Raw genomic sequence first — 21,416 nt, 5'->3', positions numbered from 1 at the left:
GGGGCATTCGGGTTGGTACCCGAACTATCAGCGTGATCCTAAGTGGCTTGTTTTGGTCGCTGCACTTGGCCTTTTGCAAGCAAACTCGGTGTTTTCGCCGGTGGTGTCCCCAAATCGAGGGTGACCAAGCATGCAAGAAAGCGTGATGCAGCGCATGTGGAACAGCGGCTATCTTTCAGGTGGTAACGCTGCCTATGTGGAAGAGCTTTATGAGCTCTACCTGCACGACCCTAACGCTGTGCCAGAAGAATGGCGCACCAAATTTCAGACGTTGTCTTCAGACGGCAACGCTGCCACCGATGTATCGCATGCAACAATTCGCGATCAGTTTGTGCTGCTGGCAAAGAACCAGCGCCGCGCTCAACCGGTTTCCGCCGGCAGCGTGAGCAGTGAGCACGAGAAGAAGCAAGTTGAAGTACTGCGACTGATCCAGGCCTATCGGATGCGTGGCCACCAGGCGGCCCAGCTTGACCCGCTGGGGCTCTGGCAGCGTCCTGCACCTGCTGACCTGTCGATCAATCATTACGGCTTGACCAATGCCGATCTTGATACGACCTTCCGTGCCGGCGACCTGTTCATCGGCAAAGAGGAAGCGAGCCTACGCGAAATTCACGAAGCGTTGCAGCAGACATATTGCCGCACCATTGGCGCTGAGTTCACGCACATCACCGATTCCGAGCAACGTCACTGGTTCCAGCATCGCCTGGAAGGCGTGCGCGGCCGTCCGGTGCTGTCGGCCGACGTACGCGGCCACCTGCTTGAGCGCGTGACCGCGGCTGAAGGTCTCGAGAAATACCTGGGTACCAAATACCCGGGCACCAAGCGTTTCGGCCTGGAAGGCGGCGAAAGCCTGATTCCGATGCTCGACGAGCTGATCCAGCGTTCCGGTTCCTACGGCACCAAGGAAATCGTGATCGGCATGGCTCACCGTGGTCGCCTGAACGTGTTGGTCAACACCTTCGGCAAGAACCCGCGTGAGCTGTTCGACGAGTTCGAAGGCAAGAAGAAGGTCGAGCTGGGTTCCGGTGACGTTAAATACCACCAGGGCTTCTCGTCCAACGTGATGACCACCGGCGGTGAAGTTCACCTGGCCATGGCCTTTAACCCATCCCACCTGGAAATCGTTTCTCCAGTGGTCGAGGGTTCGGTTCGTGCTCGCCAGGATCGTCGTAACGACACCACCGGTGAGAAGGTCCTGCCGATTTCCATCCACGGTGACGCGGCGTTCGCCGGTCAAGGCGTGGTGCTGGAAACCTTCCAGATGTCGCAGACTCGCGGCTTCAAGACCGGCGGTACGGTTCACATCGTCATCAACAACCAGGTGGGCTTCACCATCAGCAACCCGCTCGACGCGCGCTCTACCGAGTACGCGACCGACGTGGCCAAGATGATCCAGGCGCCGATCCTCCATGTGAATGGTGATGATCCGGAAGCCGTGTTGTTCGTGACCCAGCTCGCCATCGACTACCGCATGCAGTTCAAGCGTGACGTGGTGATCGACCTGGTGTGCTACCGCCGTCGCGGTCACAACGAAGCGGATGAGCCTAGCGGTACCCAGCCGTTGATGTACCAGCAGATCACCAAGCAGCGCACCACCCGTGAGCTGTACGCCGAAAGCCTGACCAAGGCCGGCGTGGTTGACGATGCGCGTGTTCAGGCGAAAGTCGATGAATACCGCAACGCGCTGGACAACGGTCTGCATGTAGTAAAAAGCCTGGTTAAAGAGCCGAACAAAGAGCTGTTCGTGGACTGGCGCCCGTACCTGGGCCACGCCTGGACTGCGCGTCACGACACCTCGTTCGATCTGAAAACCCTGCAGGAACTTTCTGCCAAGCTGCTGGAAATTCCGGAAGGTTTCGTGGTGCAGCGCCAGGTGGCGAAGATCTACGAAGACCGTCAGAAGATGCAAGCCGGCGGCCTGCCGATCAACTGGGGTTACGCCGAAACCATGGCGTACGCGACCCTGGCGTTCGAAGGTCACCCGATCCGCATGACCGGCCAGGACATCGGCCGTGGTACGTTCTCGCACCGTCATGCTGTGCTGCACAACCAGAAAGACGCGGGCACCTACATCCCGTTGCAGAACCTGTACGAAGGCCAGCCACGTTTCGACCTGTACGATTCGTTCCTGTCCGAAGAAGCCGTACTGGCGTTCGAATACGGCTACTCGACCACCACGCCAAACGCGCTGGTGATCTGGGAAGCCCAGTTCGGCGACTTTGCCAACGGTGCCCAAGTGGTTATCGACCAGTTCATCACCAGCGGTGAGCACAAGTGGGGCCGTTTGTGCGGTCTGACCATGCTGCTGCCACACGGTTATGAAGGTCAGGGTCCGGAGCACTCCTCGGCCCGTCTGGAGCGTTACCTGCAACTGTGCGCCGAGCACAACATCCAGGTGTGCGTGCCGACTACCCCGGCCCAGATCTACCACTTGCTGCGTCGTCAGGTGATCCGCCCGCTGCGCAAGCCGCTGGTAGTGCTGACTCCGAAATCGCTGTTGCGTCATAAATTGGCCATCTCGACCCTGGAAGATCTGGCCGACGGTTCGTTCCAGACCGTGATTCCGGAAATCGACACCCTGGACGCCGCCAAGGTCACTCGCCTGGTCCTGTGCAGCGGCAAGGTTTACTACGACTTGCTGGAAAAACGCCGTGCCGAAGGCCGCGAAGACATCGCCATTGTGCGTATCGAGCAGCTTTACCCGTTCCCGGAAGACGACCTGATGGAGGCCATCGCGCCTTACACCAACCTCACCCATGCGGTGTGGTGCCAGGAAGAACCGATGAACCAGGGCGCGTGGTACAGCAGCCAGCATCATTTGCGTCGCAGTATCGGTAACCACAAAACAGGCCTGGGCCTGGAGTACGCCGGTCGTGATGCTTCTGCTGCACCTGCGTGTGGTTATGCGTCGATGCACGCCGAGCAGCAGGAAAAACTGCTGCAAGATGCTTTCACTGTTTAACGCCTTCGCGCTGACTGAAACCGAATTTTAAGGACCCACAGATAATGGCTATCGAAATCAAAGCCCCGTCATTCCCGGAATCGGTTGCCGATGGCACCGTTGCCACCTGGCACAAGAAACCAGGTGAGGCCGTCAAGCGTGACGACCTGATCGTTGACATCGAAACCGACAAAGTCGTACTGGAAGTGTTGGCCGAAGCTGACGGCGTACTGGGCGCAATCGTTGCCGAAGAGGGCGCTACCGTCCTGTCCAACCAGGTACTGGGCTCGATCGAAGAAGGCTCTGCCGCCGCCGCAGCACCTGCCGCTGCTGCTGCACCGGCTGCTGCTCCGGCTGCCGCTGCCCCGGCTGCCGCCGACGAAGACGCTGTTGCCGCGCCAGCCGCGCGCAAGCTGGCTGAAGAAAACGGTATCAACCTGGCTTCCGTAAAAGGCACCGGCAAAGACGGCCGTGTAACCAAGGAAGATGTGGTTGCCGCTGTTGAAGCCAAGAAAAACGCTCCGGCTGCCGCACCTGCCAAGGCTGCTGCTCCAGCTGCTGCCGCGCCTGTGTTCGCTGCTGGCGACCGTACCGAGAAGCGCGTACCGATGACCCGCGTACGTGCCACCGTGGCCAAGCGCCTGGTTGAAGCCCAGTCGAACATGGCGATGCTGACCACGTTCAACGAAGTCGACATGACTGAAGTCATGGCGTTGCGTTCGAAGTACAAGGACCTGTTCGAGAAGTCCCACAACGGCGTGCGTTTGGGCTTCATGTCGTTCTTCGTGAAAGCGGCCACCGAAGCGCTGAAACGCTTCCCGGCAGTCAACGCTTCCATCGACGGCGGCGACATCGTTTACCACGGCTACGCTGACGTCGGCGTTGCCGTGTCCAGCGACCGTGGCCTGGTGGTACCGGTTCTGCGTAACGCCGAGCTGATGAGCCTGGCTGAAATCGAAGGCGGCATCGCCGGCTTCGGCAAGAAAGCCCGTGACGGCAAGCTGACCATCGACGAGATGACCGGCGGTACCTTCACCATCACTAACGGTGGTACCTTCGGTTCGATGATGTCGACGCCGATCGTCAACCCGCCGCAAGCTGCGATCCTGGGCATGCACAACATCATCCAGCGTCCGATGGCCATCAACGGCCAAGTCGTGATCCGCCCGATGATGTACCTGGCGCTGTCGTACGATCACCGCCTGATCGATGGTAAAGAAGCCGTGACTTTCCTGGTGACCATCAAGAACCTGCTGGAAGACCCGGCTCGTCTGCTGCTGGATATCTGATTGAAGCAGCTGCAAGTTGCGAGCTACAAGCTGTAAGAAAAAGCAGCTTGGCTTGCAGCTTGCGGCTAAAAGCTTGTCGCAAATAGAGGATCTATTTTCATGACACAGAAATTTGACGTCGTAGTGATTGGTGCAGGTCCTGGCGGCTACGTTGCCGCGATCAAGGCCGCACAACTGGGCCTCTCGACTGCTTGCATCGAAAAATACACCGACAAGGAAGGCAAACTGGCCCTGGGCGGTACCTGCCTGAACGTCGGTTGCATTCCTTCCAAGGCGCTGCTGGACAGCTCCTGGAAATTCCACGAAGCCCAAGACGGCTTCGCGATCCACGGCATCAACCATGCTGGCGTGACCATGGACGTACCAGCAATGGTCGGCCGTAAAGCCAACATCGTTAAAGGCCTGACTTCCGGCGTTGCCACCTTGTTCAAGGCCAACGGCGTGACTTCCCTGCAAGGCCACGGCAAGCTGCTGGCCGGCAAGAAAGTTGAAATCACCAAGCCGGACGGCTCGGTTGAAGTCATCGAAGCCGAAAACGTGATCCTGGCTCCAGGCTCGCGCCCAATCGACATTCCACCGGCTCCGGTTGACCAGAACGTGATCGTCGATTCGACCGGTGCTCTGGAATTCCAAGCCGTGCCTAAACGCCTGGGCGTGATCGGCGCCGGCGTTATCGGCCTGGAACTGGGTTCGGTATGGTCCCGTCTGGGTGCTGAAGTCACCGTGCTGGAAGCCCTGGACACGTTCCTGCTGGCTGCCGACACCGCGGTGTCCAAAGAAGCGCTGAAAACCCTGACCAAACAAGGTCTGGACATCAAGCTGGGCGCTCGCGTGACCGGCTCGAAGGTTAACGGCGAAGAAGTGGTCGTGACCTACACCGACAAGGATGGCGAACAGACCATCACTTTCGACAAGCTGATTGTTGCCGTTGGTCGTCGTCCCGTGACTGCCGACCTGCTGGCTTCCGACAGCGGCGTGAACATCGACGAGCGTGGTTTCATCCACGTTGACGATCACTGCGCTACCACCGTGCCAGGCGTGTACGCCATCGGTGACGTGGTTCGCGGCATGATGCTGGCGCACAAGGCTTCCGAAGAAGGCATCATGGTTGTCGAGCGCATCAAGGGCCACAAAACCCAGATGAACTACGACCTGATTCCATCGGTTATCTACACCCACCCGGAAATTGCATGGGTCGGCAAGAACGAACAGCAGTTGAAAGCTGAAGGCGTTGAAGTTAACGTCGGCACCTTCCCGTTTGCCGCTTCTGGCCGTGCCATGGCAGCCAACGACACCGGTGGTTTTGTCAAAGTCATCGCTGATGCCAAGACTGACCGCGTATTGGGCGTCCACGTGATTGGCCCAGGCGCAGCAGAACTGGTTCAGCAAGGCGCGATCGGTATGGAATTCGGCACCAGCGCCGAAGACATCGGCATGATGGTTTTCTCCCATCCGACCCTGTCCGAAGCGCTGCATGAAGCCGCGTTGGCAGTGAATGGCCATGCTATCCACATCGCCAACAAGAAGAAGCGCTAAGCGAGATAATAAGAAACCACGGCGGAGTTGCCCGTCGTGAGCCTTGCGCGCAAGACTCACCGCGGAATATCCGCTGGACGCAGTCTTGTGCAGCTTTACGGGCCTTGAGCCCCGCAAGTTGCGCAAGCAGCAGTCACAGGTGGCGCGGCACTCATAATGAGCGCAGCGCCGAATGCGCAGTACCTAACGAAGACGGTAAAAAGCATGAATCTTCACGAGTATCAGGGTAAGCAGCTGTTCGCTGAATACGGCCTGCCAGTTTCCAAGGGCTACGCAGTAGACACCCCGGAAGCAGCAGCAGAAGCTTGCGACAAAATCGGCGGCAGCGAGTGGGTTGTCAAAGCCCAGGTCCACGCCGGTGGTCGCGGTAAAGCGGGCGGCGTTAAGCTGGTTCGCAGCAAAGAAGACGCCAAGGCCTTCGCACAGCAGTGGCTGGGCAAGCGTCTGGTGACTTACCAGACTGATGCCAATGGCCAACCAGTCACCAAGATCCTGGTTGAATCGTGCACTGATATCGCTAAAGAGCTGTACCTGGGCGCTGTCGTTGACCGTTCGAGCCGTCGCATCGTGTTCATGGCTTCCACCGAAGGTGGCGTGGACATCGAGAAGATCGCTCACGAAACCCCAGAAAAAATTCTGAAAGCCACTATCGATCCACTGGTTGGCGCTCAGCCATTCCAGGGTCGCGAGTTGGCATTCCAGCTGGGTCTGGAAGGCAAGCAAGTTGCCCAGTTCGCCAAGATCTTCGTCGGTCTGGCCAAACTGTTCCAGGATCACGATCTGGCCCTGCTGGAAGTGAACCCGCTGGTGATCAAGGCTGACGGCGATCTGCATTGCCTCGACGCCAAGATCAACATCGACGCCAACGCCATGTACCGTCAGCCTAAGCTGAAGACTTTCCACGATCCGTCGCAAGACGATCCGCGCGAAGCGCACGCTGCCAAGTTCGAACTGAACTACGTAGCCCTGGAAGGTAACATCGGCTGCATGGTCAACGGTGCTGGCCTGGCCATGGGTACCATGGACATCGTCAACCTGCATGGCGGCAAACCAGCCAACTTCCTCGACGTGGGCGGCGGTGCTACCAAAGAACGCGTTACCGAAGCGTTCAAGATCATCCTGTCCGACTCCAACGTCGCTGCAGTACTGGTCAACATCTTCGGCGGCATCGTTCGTTGCGACATGATTGCCGAAGGCATCATCGGTGCAGTGAAAGAAGTTGGCGTTAAAATCCCGGTTGTTGTTCGCCTTGAAGGTAACAACGCTGAACTGGGCGCTAAAGTACTGGCAGAAAGCGGTTTGAACATCATCGCGGCTACCAGCCTGACCGACGCTGCTCAACAAGTTGTCAAAGCTGCGGAGGGCAAATAATGAGCGTCCTGATCAATAAAGACACCAAAGTTATCTGCCAGGGTATTACCGGTTCGCAAGGTAGTTTCCACACCCAGCAAGCCATCGAATACGGCACCAAGATGGTGGGTGGCGTAACGCCGGGCAAAGGCGGTACCGAGCACCTGGGTCTGCCAGTGTTCAACACCGTGAAAGACGCTGTAGCTGCCACTGGCGCCACCGCCAGCGTGATCTACGTTCCAGCTCCTTTCTGCAAGGACTCGATCCTGGAAGCGGCATTCGGCGGCATCAAGCTGATCGTTTGCATCACCGAAGGCATTCCTACCCTGGACATGCTGGACGCTAAAGTTAAGTGCGACGAGCTGGGCGTAGTCCTGATCGGCCCTAACTGCCCAGGCGTGATCACCCCAGGCGAATGCAAGATCGGCATCATGCCAGGTCACATTCACTTGCCAGGTAAAGTCGGTATCGTTTCCCGTTCCGGCACCCTGACCTACGAAGCTGTGAAGCAGACCACTGACGCCGGTTTCGGTCAGTCGACTTGCGTCGGCATCGGCGGTGACCCGATCCCGGGCTCGAACTTCATCGATATCCTGAAACTGTTCCAGGAAGACCCGAAGACCGAAGCGATCGTGATGATCGGTGAGATCGGCGGTTCGGCTGAAGAAGAAGCGGCTGCCTACATCAAGGCACACGTGACCAAGCCGGTTGTTTCCTACATCGCTGGTGTGACTGCCCCTGCTGGCAAGCGCATGGGCCATGCTGGCGCAATCATCTCCGGCGGCAAAGGCACTGCAGACGAGAAATTCGCTGCGCTGCAAGACGCAGGTGTAAAAACCGTGCGTTCGCTGGCAGACATCGGCAAGGCTTTGGCTGAGCTGACCGGTTGGGCTGTCAAGTAAGCCTCGCGCTTAGCTGACGCTTCACCCCACAAAGGCCACCTTCGGGTGGCCTTTGTGCGTTCTGCAGGTTGTTGAAGATCAAAATGTGGGAGCGGGCTTGCTCGCGAATGCGGTGGGTCAGCACTGGATCTATCCACTGATACACCGCATTCGCGAGCAAGCCCGCTCCCACATTGATTCGTATTGTCAAATTAGGTATGAAAACGCGACATGAATATGTCGCTTATCGGACAGTTCGCCCCGCAACAGTGCGTTTGTCAGCCCAATTCTGTACCCTAGCCGCCTCTTTATGCGTCCGCCTCCCAAAAGGAAGCTGCGCGCTAGACCGTTCGGTCCCCATAAGGGCCGGCAGTATTTCCCTCATCCATAGGGAATCCCTCTCTAAATTCCGATTCAGTAGTGTGGTATTTCCTCAAATGAAAGTGTTGAAAAGCCAGGACATCCTGGCGTTGGGCTTTATGACTTTTGCCCTGTTCGTGGGCGCCGGCAACATCATCTTCCCGCCTATCGTCGGCTTGCAGTCCGGGCCGCATGTCTGGATGGCAGCGCTGGGCTTCCTGATCACCGCAGTCGGTTTGCCGGTGGTCACCGTGATTGCCCTGGCCAAGGTCGGCGGCGGTATGGACGCGTTGAGCAGCCCGATCGGCAAGATCGCCGGCGGCCTGCTCGCGGCGGCGGCGTATCTGGCGGTAGGGCCGCTGTTCGCCACCCCGCGCACCGCGACCGTGTCCTTTGAAGTGGGCCTGGCACCGCTGACCGGGGAAAGCCCGCTGGCGCTGTTCCTCTACAGCTCGGTGTATTTCCTGGTGGTGTTCTTTGTGTCCCTGTATCCAGGTCGACTGCTGGACACCGTCGGGCGGTTCCTTGCGCCGCTGAAAATCATCGCCCTGGCCATCCTTGGTATCGCCGCGTTTGCCCTGCCGGCCGGTGATGTGGGTGTCGCTACGCCGGAATACGTGGCTGCACCGTTCTCCCAAGGCTTCATCAATGGTTACCTGACCATGGATACCCTGGGCGCGTTGGTGTTTGGCATTGTGATCGTCAACGCCATTCGTTCGCGTGGAGTCGAGTCGCCCAAGCTGATCACCCGTTACGCGATCATTGCCGGGCTGATTGCCGGCGTGGGCCTGGCGCTGGTGTATGTCAGCCTGTTCCGTCTGGGTTCGGGCAGCCATGCAGTGGCCGCCGGCGCCGCCAATGGTGCCGCTGTGCTGCACGCTTATGTGCAACACACCTTCGGTTCGCTGGGCAGCGGCTTCCTCGCTGTGCTGATCTCTCTGGCGTGCCTGGTCACCGCCGTCGGCCTGACCTGCGCCTGTGCCGAGTACTTCAGCAAGATCCTGCCACTGTCCTACAAGGCCCTGGTAGTGATCCTGGCGCTGTTCTCGCTGTTCGTGTCCAACCTGGGCCTGACCAAGCTGATTGCCTTCTCGATCCCGGTACTCACCGCGATCTACCCGCCGTGCATCGTGCTGGTGGCCCTGAGCTTCTGTAAAGACTTCTGGCAGGAGCAGGGCCGCATCGTGGGGCCGGTGATGCTGGTGTCGTTCATCTTTGGGTGCATCGATGCGCTCAAAGGCGCAGGGCTGGCGGGCTGGATGCCGTCGCAGTTGGCTAACTTGCCGTTGAGCGAGCAGGGCCTGGCGTGGCTGGTGCCGTCGGTGATGACCCTGGTGGTCGCTGTGGTGGTTGACCGTGTGCTCGGCAAACGTAGCGAAGCTATCGCCTGACACGCTCGATTCAGGCTGCACTGAAATGCCCCGTATCAGTCGATACGGGGCATTTTTATGCTTGGGAGGCAACAATCTTCTACAGTTGGAACTCGGTAAGTGTGGGAGCGGGCTTGCTCGCGAATGCGGTGAGTCAGTGCCAGATATATAAACTGAGCCACCGCATTCGCGAGCAAGCCCGCTCCCACATTTTCAGACCGTGTTCGCCTTTATCCAACGTGTCTAAGGACCCGCATGTCGTTCGTCGAAACCAATCAGATCCACCTGCTCGCCGCGCTATGGTTCGTCCTGTGTTGGGGCGGTTACACCCGTTATGCCACCTGGAAAGCCCGTGACACTGCATGCTTGGCCAGCGTGCTGCATTTGTATCGTGAAGACTGGATGCGCCGCATGCTGCTGCGGGACAACCGCATCGCCGACGCCAGTGTGATCGGCAACCTGGAGCGCAATGCCTCGTTCTTCGCCTCCAGCACCTTGATCATCCTCGCCGGCATTCTCACCGTGCTGGGCGCTTCTGAAAGGGCGGTGTCGCTGCTGGCGGATATCCCGATGGTGCAGCAGGCCTCCCAGGGGATGTCGGAGATCAAATTGCTGTGCCTTGCGCTGGTGTTCGTCTACGCCTTCTTCACGTTCAGCTGGTGCATGCGCCAATACAACTTCGCGGCGGTGCTGGTGGGGTCGGCGCCGATGATCGGTGAGCGGCATGTGTCCGAAATGGAGCGCAAGGCGTTTGCCCTGCGCGCGGCGCGGGTGATCTCCATGGCCGCCAACCAATTCAACTTTGGCCTGCGCGCTTATTACTTCGGCATGACCATGCTGGCCTGGTTTGTCAGCCCCTGATTGTTCATGTTGATGAGCAGCGGGGTGGTGTTAGTGCTTTATCGTCGTGAGTTCCATTCCGACGTACTGCAAGTGATGGTGTATACGCAAACTGATACGCCTTTGCCGGAGGCTCTCAAAGACGCGACTTAGTCGTAATAACGCGATAAATAAAAACTGCAGACAAAGAAAAGCCCGCTATCTAAGCGGGCTTTCTTTTTACAGCCAGGCTATGTCATGCCGCGGTATCAAGAACCGGTGGCAGGGGTAGCAGGTGCTGCTTCTTTTGCGGCGGCGGCGTTCGATTCGGCCTGAGCTTTGGCAGCATCGGCGTTTTCTTTCGCAGCGTCGTTCACTTTATCCTGAGCCTTCGCCATATCTTTCTGAGCTTGCTCAGAGTGCGCGGCGGCGTCTTGGGCTTTGTCTTCGGATTTTTTATCGCAGGCAGCGAGACCGAGGGCAGCGGCCAACATCATGGAAATAGCTAAAGTCTTGCGCATGGGGTGTTTCTCCTTATTGAAGATATCTACTGGCCTTTCGAGCGTGGGCGTTCAGCATTAGTTCCTTTTATTGCGTAGATATATAAACCACGCGCGCCAAGGAACTTTCAGGCGCATCGCCCATACCGCGGATTAACACAAATAAGAGTCTGTATCGAATGACCGAAAATCCCTTGTTAGAGCGTGCGAAACGCTTCGTATCGGCCTTGCGCCATTGTCAGGTGCTGGGTATTACCGCTCATCAGGCCAGCGAGGAGGGCATCACGCTGATCATGCCCTATGCGCCCCAACTGGTCGGTGACCCCCTTACAGGGGTTATCCACGGCGGTGCATTGACCTCCCTGATGGACACCGCCTGCGGCATGGCCACCTTGTGTGTGCTGCCGGAGTTCGAGGTGTGCCCGACCCTCGACCTGCGTGTCGACTACATGCATCCTGCCGAACCGCACAAGCCAGTGTATGGTTTTGCACAGTGCTACCGGGTCACCACCGACGTGATCTTTACCCGCGGTTTTGCTTATCAGGATGACCCGCAACAGCCTATCGCGCATGTGGTCGGCACCTTTATGCGGATGGGCAAGCGCCTCAAGGGCACACAAGGGCTGGGCAGCGCCATCAAGGGAGTGCAGGCATGACGCACAGGTTCAAGACCCGGCTGGAGCAGGCTCATGCACGCGGAGATTACGAGGCACTGCTCGACCTGATCCCCTACGCCAAACTGATCGGCATCGAATGCACGCGCCTGGGGGATGAGCTGCTGTTCCGCCTGCCGGCCAACCAGGACAATATTGGTAACCCCATATTGCCGGCACTCCACGGCGGGGTGATTGCCGGCTTTATGGAACTCTCGGCGGCGCTGCATCTGCTGGTGTTTACCGGCGCGCCGGGGATTCCGAAAATCATCGACTTTTCCCTGGATTACCTGCGCGCCGGGCAGTACCGCGATACCTACGCCAAATGTCAGGTGTGGCGCCAGGGCCGACGGGTGGCGAATGTGGCGATCACCGCCTGGCAAAGCACTGCAGCCGAACCGATTGCCACCGCCCGTGCGCATTTCAAGATCGAGGAACCGGCCCGCCCTTGAAATCCTGGTCTTAGCCCCCAACTTTGATGACAACCCGCCGCCAACCCTGAAGGGCGCGGCCACTGCCATCCAATTGGAGTTTGATGACCATGAGTGTGGAAACTCAAAAGGAAACCCTGGGCTTCCAGACCGAGGTGAAGCAACTGCTGCACCTCATGATCCATTCGCTGTATTCCAACAAGGAAATCTTCCTTCGCGAATTGATCTCGAACGCCTCTGACGCTGTCGACAAATTACGTTTCGAAGCCCTGTCCAAGCCTGAGTTGCTGGAAGGCGGCGCAGAACTGAAAATCCGTGTGAGCTTCGACAAGGACGCCAAGACCGTCACCCTCGAAGACAACGGTATCGGCATGAGCCGTGACGATGCGATCACCCACCTGGGGACCATCGCCAAATCCGGCACCGCCGATTTCATGAAAAACCTGTCGGGCGATCAGAAAAAAGATTCGCACCTGATCGGCCAATTCGGTGTGGGCTTCTACTCGGCCTTTATCGTTGCCGACAAGGTTGAAGTATTCAGCCGTCGTGCCGGCCTCGACGCCAGCGAAGGCGTGCACTGGTCGTCCCTGGGCGAGGGCGAATTCGAAATCGCCACTGTCGACAAGGCTGACCGTGGCACGCGCATCGTGCTGCACCTGAAATCCGGCGAAGACGAATTCGCCGATGGTTATCGCCTGCGCAACATCATCAAGAAATATTCCGACCATATCGCGCTGCCGATCGAGTTGCCGAAAGAGCAGGCTGCTGCCGAAGGCGAAGAAAAGCCCGCGCTGGAATGGGAAACCGTCAACCGCGCCAGTGCCCTATGGACCCGTCCGCGTACCGAAATCAAGGACGAGGAATATCAGGAGTTCTACAAGCACATCGGTCACGACTACGAGAACCCGCTGAGCTGGAGCCATAACAAGGTCGAAGGCAAGCTGGAATACAGCTCGCTGCTCTACGTGCCGGCCCGTGCTCCGTTCGACCTGTACCAGCGTGAAGCGCCGAAGGGCTTGAAGCTCTACGTGCAGCGCGTGTTCGTGATGGACCAGGCAGAATCCTTCCTGCCGTTGTACCTGCGCTTTATCAAGGGCGTGGTTGACTCCAACGACCTGTCGCTAAACGTGTCGCGGGAAATCCTGCAGAAAGATCCGATCATCGATTCCATGAAGTCGGCGCTGACCAAGCGCGTGCTCGACATGCTGGAAAAGCTGGCGAAAAACGAGCCTGAGCAATACAAGGGCTTCTGGAAAAACTTCGGCCAGGTCATGAAAGAAGGCCCGGCAGAAGATTTCGCCAACAAGGAAAAAATCGCCGGCTTGCTGCGCTTCGCGTCCACCCACGGTGACGACGGCGAGCAAGTTGTGTCCCTGGCTGAGTACCTGGCACGCGCCAAGGAAGGTCAGGACAAGATCTACTACCTGACCGGCGAAACCTACGCCCAGGTCAAGAACAGCCCGCACCTGGAAGTCTTCCGCAAGAAAGGCATCGAAGTGCTGCTGCTGACCGACCGTATCGATGAGTGGCTGATGAGCTACCTCAACGAGTTCGACGGCAAGTCTTTTGTCGACGTGGCCCGTGGTGACCTGGACCTGGGTAACCTGGACTCCGAAGAAGAGAAGAAAGAAGCCGAAGAAGTCGCCAAGTCCAAAGAGGGCCTGGTTGAGCGGATCAAGGCGTCCCTGGGCGATGCCGTCAGCGAAGTGCGGGTTTCGCACCGTCTGACCGACTCCCCGGCGATTCTGGCCATCGGCGAGCAGGACCTGGGCATGCAGATGCGTCAGATCCTGGAAGCCAGCGGTCAGAAGGTGCCGGACTCCAAGCCGATTTTCGAGTTCAACCCGGCTCACCCGCTGATCGAGAAGCTCGACGGCGAGCAGAGCGAAGAGCGTTTTGGCGACCTGTCGCACATCCTCTTCGACCAGGCGGCGCTGGCCGCCGGCGACAGCTTGAAGGACCCGGCCGCCTACGTGCGCCGACTGAACAAGCTGTTGGTTGAACTGTCGGTTTAACAACGTTGTAGAAAAACCCGCTTCGGCGGGTTTTTTCGTTCTCATGCACCTCAACTGGAGTAAATGATGAGCCAAGTCACTGTGCGTTCCGTGGTCTATCAGCTTGATGGCCAGTCTTACGAAAGCCGTCTGGCGTTCGATGCCAGCCACAAGGGCCCGCTCCCGGGCCTGTTGATGGCGCCGAACTGGATGGGTGTGAGTGCGGGTGCTGAAGAGATCGCCAAGGCCGTTGCCGGCAAAGGCTACGTGGTGCTGATCGCCGACCTGTACGGGCAAACTGTGCGCCCGACCAATGGCGATGAAGCCGGCGCTGCGATGATGCCGCTGAAGAACGACCGTGTGTTGTTGAACAAGCGCATGCAGGCGGCCTTCGAGCAACTGCAAGGCCAGACCGAAGCGGCGGTGGATACCTCGAAGCTGGCGACCTTTGGTTTCTGCTTCGGCGGTTGCTGCTCCCTGGAGCTGGCCCGTACCGGCGCGCCGTTGAAGGCTGCCATCTCGTTCCACGGCACCCTCGACACGCCGAACCCGGCCGACGCGAAGAACATCAAGGGTTCAGTGCTGGTGCTGCACGGCGCCTCCGACCCCCTGGTGCCGAAAGAGCAACTGCCGGCATTTGAAGATGAAATGAACGCGGCCGGTGTGGATTGGCAACTGCTGAGCTACGGCGGCGCGGTGCATTCCTTCACCGACCCGCACGCCAACGTGCCGGGCAAGATGATGTACGACGCGAAGACCGCTGCGCGGGCGTTCCAGTCGATGCATAACTTGCTGGATGAAGTGTTCAAGGGCTGATTCTTCAGCGCCTGCTCCGGCCTCATCGCGGGCAAGCCCGGCTCCCACATTTTGATCGGCGTACACCGGTAAATGTGGGGGCTGGCTTGCCTGCGATGGCTATCTCAAAGGCAACTCAATTCTTTCAGACTCACCGGGCACCGTCGGCCAATCCCCTGCCGCCCACCGCTGCCTGGCCTGCTCGATCACCGCCGGATCACTCGCCACGAAATTCCAGTTGATCCGCCGTGGCCCATCCAGCGGCGCGCCGCCGAACACCATCAGGTGGCAGTCCGTTTCGGCAAATAGGGTCATTTCCTGCCCGGCCGGCAACACCACCAGGCTGTGCACCTCCAATGCCTCACCGTCCAACTGCGCCTCGCCCGCAAGCACATACACCGCACGCTCCTCGTATTCATCCGGGATCAGCAGGGTGGTGGCCGTCTGCATCTGCACCTCGGCATACAGCGTGGGCGACAGCACCGGCACCGGCGATTTGAGGCAGAACCCGCTGCCGGCGATCAAGCGAAGCTGCACGCCGAGGTTGTCACTCACCGGCAGGCTCGCGGCCGGGTGATGGCTGTAATGCCCTGGCCCTGTCTCGTGGTGCTGGGGCGACGCCAGCCACACTTGCAGCCCATGCAGGTTGAAACCGCTGGCCTTCAGCGCATCGGGCGTGCGCTCGACGTGGGCAATCGCGCTGCCGGCGGTCATCCAGCTCACATCACCGGCCTGCACCACTTGGTCCGAGCCCAGGCTGTCCTTGTGTTGCAGCGCGCCTTCAAACAGGTAGGTGAGCGTGGACAGGCCAATATGCGGATGCTGGCGGATATTCATGCCGGTGCCCGGCGCATAGCGGGTCGGCAACATATGGTCGAAAAACACAAAGGGCCCGACGCTACGGCATTCCCGCGATGGCAGCGGCCGCAGGATGGGCTGGCCTTCGACATCTTCGGCGCGAGGGCGGATCACGGTGAGGGTGGTCATGGTGCGTCCCAGTCTGAGCGGGTTGGATGCTGCTGAGCATAACCCGCTCGACGGGAGGTTGCCGCTATTGGCTGAAGGCGCCTTCCGACAATTTAGTCTCGATCGTGACCTCGGCGGTGGTCATCAGCTTGTGCACCGGGCAGCGGTCGGCCACGTGGTGCAACTCGTCGCGCTGCTCATCGGTGAGCACGCCCTTGAGGGTCAGCTTGACGCTGAGCTTGTATTTGCCCTTTTGCTCTTCGGTGGCGTCGTGGGTGACCTCCACCGTCACGCCGGTGAGCGGGATATCCTTTTTCTGCGCGTAAAGCTTCACGGTCAGCGCCTTGCACGAGGCCAGCGCTGCATCGAAGTAGTCGTGGGGGGAGGGCGCCGAGTCGTCACCGCCCAGGCTTTTGGGCAGGTCGGTGAACAGTTCGTGATTGTTGATATTCACGCTATGGCGAAAGTTGTCGTGGTTCAGGGTATTGACGGTAACAGGCATGGTGAACCTCACAAGTGGGCAGGATGAAGGTCATGCAGTTATAGAGCATGCTGGCACTTGGGTGTTCCGCGATTTTTGCCGGTGAACCCGTTTATGCCGCACAAGGTCTACCGGTATTGAGCCCATTTGAGGTTGTACCGTGCCCTGGACCCACCTGAGTCTTGCCCTGTTACTCGCCGCCGGCAGCCTTGCCGCGCAGGCCCGCGACTATGCCTACAGCGATGCGCACCTGCATTACGTGGATTTCTTCCAGGAAACCGCGGGCATGGACAAATTGCTCAAGGCCATGGCCGAGAATCACATTGAACACGTGATGATTTCCGGGATTCCGGTGGCCAAGAAATGGCACGAAGACGAGCCCAAACGCCCGCGTTACTACGCCGGTGACGATGCCGATGCCTATTGGTACAGCGCCACCGATGTAATTGTCGCGGCGGCGGTCAATAAACTCACGCCTGAGCAACGCCAGCATTTTCATCCGTTTTTGTCCGGCTTCAACCCCAACGACAAGAACTCCGCCGCTCATATCCAGCGCATGCTCGACCTCAACCCGGGGTTGTGGCAGGGCATCGGCGAGGTGTTTACCCGTCACGACGACCTGACGGCCCTGACCTCCGGCGATACCCCGCGCGCCAACAACGAAGCCATGACACGCATCTATCACCTGGCCGCCGAAAATGACCTGCCGGTGATGCTGCATTCCAATATCACCTCCAAGCGCGAGCGCAACCCGCTGTACCTGGCGGAGGTCGAAGAATCGCTGCGCAATCATCCTCACACGCGCTTTATCTGGGCCCATGCCGGCACCAGCAAGGAGATTCACCGCCACCAGAAGCAGATGGATTTTTTGCTGCCCACCCTGAGCCGCCTGTTGGAAGCCTACCCCAACCTGTACATCGACCTGTCATGGAGCATGCTCACGCCTTACTTGCTGGACGATGCGGGCAAGCCCCGGCCGGAGTGGTTAGCGCTGGTGGAGCGCTTCCCGGAGCGCTTTATGCTGGGTTCGGACGTTGTAGGGCGCTTCAATAAATTGGGTAAGGAGATGCGCCGCTTTGAACCCTTCCTCGATGCGCTGCCCGAAGACGTGGCCCACAAAGTTGCGCGGGATAACTTCCTCGCGATCCTGCCTAAAGCGCGTCGCGATGGTGCCGCCCATTGATATCGCGTTTTGGTCTTACGCAAATACAGGAGAGCGCCGATAACTTTCAGGAGACCTGCTGCAGGTGGATGCAGCGCTTTTGGAAGGAACCCTGTAATGAATGTTCGCAGTTTGAATATCGCGCCGCGTGCCGGCTTGGGCTTTGGGGTACTGGCATTGATGGTGTTTGCCCTGGGCGGCTTCGCCCTGCTGCAGATGGCCAATATGCGCCAGCAATCGGACCAGGTGGAAAACAACTGGCTGCCCAGCGTGATGGCGGTCGGGCAGATGAGCCAGGACCTGCTGCGCGTGCGCGCCCTCACCTTGCGCCTGTTGCTCAACCGCGATTCCCAGGCGGTGGCGCAGAACGAACAGAAGCTCAACGAGCTTAAAAACGGTCTGCATCAGGCGCAGAGCCTGTATGAAGCGCTGATCGTGCTGCCCGAAGAACGCACGCTGTTTGATCGCTTCAAGGTCCAGGAGCAGCAGTACCTGCAGCGTCAGGAGCAGGTGATGGGGTTTTCAAGGGCCAATCAGCTGGATGACGCGATTACGGTGGTCAACGGCGAGATGAACCAGCTGGCCGACGAAATGGCCATGACTCTGCGCGACCTTGATCAACCTCAATAAAACCAATGCCAACCAGGCAGCGAGCCTGGCGCAGACGGTGTTCAGCCAATCACGCAGTTGGGTGGTGGGCATGATTGTGCTCACGGCGCTGATCACCATCGGGCTGGCAGTGTGGCTGACCCGCAGCATTGTGCTGCCGCTGGCCCAGTCGCTGAAGGTGGCTCAGGGCGTGGCCAGTGGCGATCTGACCGGTGAGATCAGCATCACCGGCAACGACGAACCGGCGCGCTTGCAGCAGGCGCTCAAGGGCATGCAGGAGAACTTGCGCGACACCATCCGGCGTATCGCTGAGTCCTCGAATCAACTGGCGTCAGCGTCCGAAGAACTCAGTTGCGTGACGGAAGACGCCACGCGTGGCCTGCACCAGCAAAACCAGGAAATCGAACAGGCTGCCACGGCGGTGAACCAGATGACGGCGGCGGTGGAGGAGGTGGCGAGCAATGCCGTGGCCACGTCCCAGGCGTCTCGTGAGTCCGACCGCATCGCCCAGCAAGGGCGTGAGCAGGTGCAGCAGACGGTGGTGTCAATTGAGGCGCTGGCGTCGGACGTGACGGCCAATGCCAGCCAGGTTGAGGACTTGGCGCAGAAGGTCTATGGCATCAGTAAGGTGCTGGATGTGATCCGTTCGATTGCCGAGCAGACCAACTTGCTGGCGTTGAATGCTGCGATTGAAGCGGCACGCGCCGGGGATGCCGGGCGTGGTTTTGCGGTGGTGGCTGATGAGGTGCGGGCGTTGGCCCATCGTACGCAGCAGTCGACCCAGGAAATCGAGCAGATGATCAGTGGGATTCAGCAGGGTACGGATCAAGCGGTCAGTTCGATGCAGCAGAGTAATACGCGGGCGCGGTCTACGCTGGATATCGCCAAGTTGGCGGGGGGAGCGTTGGAGGAGATTGCGTCGGCGTTTGCCTTGATCAATGAGCGTAATCTGGTGATTGCCAGTGCTTCGGAGCAGCAGGCGGCGGTGGCGCGGGAGGTGGATCGGAATTTGGTTAATATTCGGGATTTGGCGCATCAGACTTCGGCTGGGGCGAATCAGACGAGTGCGGCGAGTCAGGAGTTGTCGCGGTTGGCGGTGGATTTGAATTCGATGGTGGCGCGGTTTTCGGTGTAGCGGGTGGGGGGCATATCCGTTTTTTGGGTAGTGGCTGATATTGGTTCCGCTCTTACAGCGGGTCACTTTTGGAAGAGTCCGAATGCGGCCCAGCCAAAAGTAACCAAAAACGCTTTGCCCCATCACTCGGCACCTCGCCTCCGGCTCGGTGTGCCCTCACTCCGGCTTGAATCCGTGGGCCGCCGCGATGGGCCATCCTTGGCCCAGCGCGGCTAACCCGGCGTCCTGCCGGGTTGCCCACGGATTCAAGCCTGCGTTCGGCCATCGTGATTGACGGGGCGTCTCAGATCAAGATCACGATCAAAAGCCTAGATCAAAAGATCGCTGACTTCGTCAGCGGTAATGATGTAAGGGCCACGGCAAAAACAAAGCAAAGCACGGCGGCCTGACAGCCGACCTCGGTCAAATGTGGGAGCTGGCTTGCCTGCGAAAGCATCAACTCGGTGTGCCTGATGTACCGAGGTGCCTGCATCGCAGCGATGCGGCGACCCGACAAGCCAGCTCCCACAGAAAAGCCAATCCACTGCAAGCCCGCTCTTGATCTACACCACTCAGGTCGGCTACTAGGCCGCCGTGCTCTGCTTTTGACTTTGATCTGAGGCGCCCCATTAACCACGCTGGCCGCACGCAGGCTTGAATCCGTGGGTAACCCGGCAGGACGCCGGGTTAGCCGCGCTGGGCCAAGGATGGCCCATCGCGGCGGCCCACGGATTCAAGTCTGCGTGCGGGCACACCGAGCCTAAGCGAGGTGCCGAGTGGTGGGGCAAGAGCACTTTGGTTACTTTGGTGCTTTTCCAAAGTGACCCGCCGTAAGGGCGGAACCATAATAAGCCACACCCCAAACACCAGATAATCACCCAAAGAAAAGCCCCGAACCAGTCGGGGCTTTTTCAAAACATGATCAACCTACAGGCCTTACTTACCCTGCCAGCGCTTCAACACCAGGGTAGCGTTAGTGCCACCAAAGCCGAAGCTGTTGCTCATCACAGTATCGATTTTGGCATTTTCAACAGTCTTGGTCAGGATCGGCATATCAGCGACGACCGGGTCGATCTCGTCGATGTTGGCCGAACCCGCCATGAAGTTGCCTTCCATCATCAGCAAGCAGTAGATCGCTTCGTGAACGCCGGCGGCGCCCAGGGAGTGACCCGACAAGCTCTTGGTGGAGCTGATGGCCGGAGCCTTGTCGCCGAATACCGCACGCACGCCTTCCATTTCCTTGGCATCGCCGACCGGAGTCGAGGTGCCGTGGGTGTTCAGGTAGTCGATTGGGGTATCCACGGTGGACATCGCCATCTGCATGCAGCGAATAGCACCTTCACCGCTTGGCGCAACCATGTCGTAGCCGTCGGAAGTCGCGCCGTAGCCGACGATTTCCGCGTAGATCTTGGCACCACGGGCCAGAGCGTGTTCCAGCTCCTCGACCACCACCATGCCGCCACCGCCAGCGATGACGAAACCGTCACGCTTGGCGTCGTAGGCGCGGGAGGCCTTTTCCGGGGTTTCGTTGTACTGGGTGGACAGTGCGCCCATGGCGTCGAACAGGAACGACTGGCTCCAATGCTCTTCTTCACCACCGCCGGCGAACACGATGTCCTGCTTGCCCAGCTGGATCTGCTCAACGGCCGTACCGATGCAATGAGCACTGGTGGCGCACGCCGAGGAGATCGAGTAGTTCACGCCCTTGATCTGGAACGGCGTGGCCAGGCAGGCCGAAACGGTGCTGCCCATGGTCCGCGTTACACGGTACGGGCCAACACGCTTAACGCCTTTTTCGCGCAGGATGTCCAGCGCTTCCATCTGGTTCAGGGTGGATGCGCCGCCGGAACCGGCGATCAGGCCGGTGCGTACGTTCGATACCTGGTCTTCGCTCAGGCCGGAGTCGGCGATTGCGTCTTTCATGGCCAGGTAGGCGTAGGCGGCAGCGTGGCCGACGAAGCGATAGATCTTGCGATCGATCAGCTCTTCGAGGGGCAGGTCGATGGAGCCGGAAACCTGGCTACGCAGACCCATTTCGGCATATTCCGGGTTGAAGCGGATGCCAGGGCGACTTGCACGCAGGTTAGCGGTGACGGTCTCTTTGTCATTGCCCAGGCAAGAAACGATGCCCAGACCAGTGATAACGACGCGGCGCATGCGGATAA

General features: G+C 59.1%; 15 protein-coding genes and 2 pseudogenes. 13 read left to right on the top strand and 4 right to left on the bottom strand.

Features of this window, described 5'->3' with window-relative positions; all coding sequences use genetic code 11:
- The first annotated feature begins 130 nt into the window (after positions 1 to 130).
- The 7 genes and pseudogenes from LRS56_16825 to LRS56_16795 all read left to right on the top strand — a co-directional run bounded on the left by LRS56_16825 (position 131) and on the right by LRS56_16795 (position 10,720).
- The gene (locus LRS56_16825) at positions 131 to 2,962 is read left to right on the top strand and encodes a 2-oxoglutarate dehydrogenase E1 component (GenBank protein WDU60543.1); all 2,832 of its coding nucleotides are present in this window, start codon (positions 131 to 133) and stop codon (positions 2,960 to 2,962) included.
- 44 nt (positions 2,963 to 3,006) lie between these two features.
- Complete coding sequence (odhB, locus tag LRS56_16820; protein ID WDU60542.1) at positions 3,007 to 4,230, top strand: 2-oxoglutarate dehydrogenase complex dihydrolipoyllysine-residue succinyltransferase; 1,224 nt, start codon at positions 3,007 to 3,009, stop codon at positions 4,228 to 4,230.
- Positions 4,231 to 4,329: 99 nt separating this feature from the next.
- On the top strand, positions 4,330 to 5,766 hold the full coding sequence (gene lpdA, locus LRS56_16815; GenBank protein WDU60541.1) for a dihydrolipoyl dehydrogenase: 1,437 nt from the start codon (positions 4,330 to 4,332) through the stop codon (positions 5,764 to 5,766).
- A gap of 204 nt (positions 5,767 to 5,970) precedes the next feature.
- Positions 5,971 to 7,137 (top strand): ADP-forming succinate--CoA ligase subunit beta, encoded by a 1,167-nt coding sequence (sucC, locus tag LRS56_16810; GenBank protein ID WDU65766.1) that lies wholly within the window; start codon positions 5,971 to 5,973, stop codon positions 7,135 to 7,137.
- Positions 7,137 to 8,018, top strand: a complete 882-nt coding sequence (gene sucD / locus LRS56_16805; GenBank protein ID WDU60540.1) for a succinate--CoA ligase subunit alpha — start codon at positions 7,137 to 7,139, stop codon at positions 8,016 to 8,018. The genes sucC and sucD overlap by 1 nt, the downstream gene beginning before the upstream one ends.
- Before the next feature lie 416 nt (positions 8,019 to 8,434).
- The gene (gene brnQ, locus LRS56_16800) at positions 8,435 to 9,748 is read left to right on the top strand and encodes a branched-chain amino acid transport system II carrier protein (protein WDU60539.1); all 1,314 of its coding nucleotides are present in this window, start codon (positions 8,435 to 8,437) and stop codon (positions 9,746 to 9,748) included.
- A gap of 234 nt (positions 9,749 to 9,982) precedes the next feature.
- A pseudogene (locus LRS56_16795) lies at positions 9,983 to 10,720 on the top strand (DUF599 family protein).
- 95 nt (positions 10,721 to 10,815) lie between these two features.
- Here the strand turns inward: LRS56_16795 and LRS56_16790 are convergent.
- Positions 10,816 to 11,067: a hypothetical protein gene (locus tag LRS56_16790; GenBank protein WDU60538.1), complete on the bottom strand. Its 252-nt coding sequence runs from the start codon at positions 11,065 to 11,067 to the stop codon at positions 10,816 to 10,818.
- 158 nt (positions 11,068 to 11,225) lie between these two features.
- Here LRS56_16790 and LRS56_16785 point away from each other — a divergent pair, with 158 nt between their 5' ends.
- The 4 genes from LRS56_16785 to LRS56_16770 all read left to right on the top strand — a co-directional run bounded on the left by LRS56_16785 (position 11,226) and on the right by LRS56_16770 (position 14,940).
- Positions 11,226 to 11,702, top strand: a complete 477-nt coding sequence (locus LRS56_16785; protein ID WDU60537.1) for a PaaI family thioesterase — start codon at positions 11,226 to 11,228, stop codon at positions 11,700 to 11,702.
- Positions 11,699 to 12,151 carry a PaaI family thioesterase gene (locus tag LRS56_16780; protein ID WDU60536.1) on the top strand — a complete coding sequence of 151 codons (453 nt, stop codon included), beginning with the start codon at positions 11,699 to 11,701 and terminating at the stop codon, positions 12,149 to 12,151. Before LRS56_16785 ends, LRS56_16780 begins: the two co-directional genes overlap by 4 nt.
- Before the next feature lie 89 nt (positions 12,152 to 12,240).
- Positions 12,241 to 14,145, top strand: a complete 1,905-nt coding sequence (htpG, locus tag LRS56_16775) for a molecular chaperone HtpG (protein WDU60535.1) — start codon at positions 12,241 to 12,243, stop codon at positions 14,143 to 14,145.
- A 66-nt stretch (positions 14,146 to 14,211) separates the two neighbouring features.
- Positions 14,212 to 14,940 carry a dienelactone hydrolase family protein gene (locus LRS56_16770; GenBank protein ID WDU60534.1) on the top strand — a complete coding sequence of 243 codons (729 nt, stop codon included), beginning with the start codon at positions 14,212 to 14,214 and terminating at the stop codon, positions 14,938 to 14,940.
- A 99-nt stretch (positions 14,941 to 15,039) separates the two neighbouring features.
- On the opposite strand, the gene LRS56_16765 is transcribed toward LRS56_16770, so the two are convergent.
- Positions 15,040 to 15,906: a pirin family protein gene (locus LRS56_16765; GenBank protein WDU60533.1), complete on the bottom strand. Its 867-nt coding sequence runs from the start codon at positions 15,904 to 15,906 to the stop codon at positions 15,040 to 15,042.
- A gap of 64 nt (positions 15,907 to 15,970) precedes the next feature.
- Positions 15,971 to 16,387, bottom strand: a complete 417-nt coding sequence (locus tag LRS56_16760; GenBank protein WDU60532.1) for an OsmC family protein — start codon at positions 16,385 to 16,387, stop codon at positions 15,971 to 15,973.
- A 139-nt stretch (positions 16,388 to 16,526) separates the two neighbouring features.
- Between LRS56_16760 and LRS56_16755 the strand changes: the two genes are divergently transcribed.
- Positions 16,527 to 17,549, top strand: coding sequence for an amidohydrolase family protein (locus LRS56_16755; GenBank protein WDU60531.1), 1,023 nt, complete (start codon positions 16,527 to 16,529; stop codon positions 17,547 to 17,549).
- A 96-nt stretch (positions 17,550 to 17,645) separates the two neighbouring features.
- A pseudogene (locus LRS56_16750) lies at positions 17,646 to 19,272 on the top strand (methyl-accepting chemotaxis protein).
- 915 nt (positions 19,273 to 20,187) lie between these two features.
- Here the strand turns inward: LRS56_16750 and fabB are convergent.
- Positions 20,188 to 21,408: a beta-ketoacyl-ACP synthase I gene (fabB, locus tag LRS56_16745; protein ID WDU60530.1), complete on the bottom strand. Its 1,221-nt coding sequence runs from the start codon at positions 21,406 to 21,408 to the stop codon at positions 20,188 to 20,190.
- Positions 21,409 to 21,416: the final 8 nt, after the last annotated feature.

It is taken from the genome of Pseudomonas poae (genome assembly GCA_028869255.1).
Classification (GTDB): Bacteria; Pseudomonadota; Gammaproteobacteria; order Pseudomonadales; family Pseudomonadaceae; genus Aquipseudomonas; species Aquipseudomonas poae_C.
This window is presented reverse-complemented; position numbering and strand designations above follow the sequence as displayed.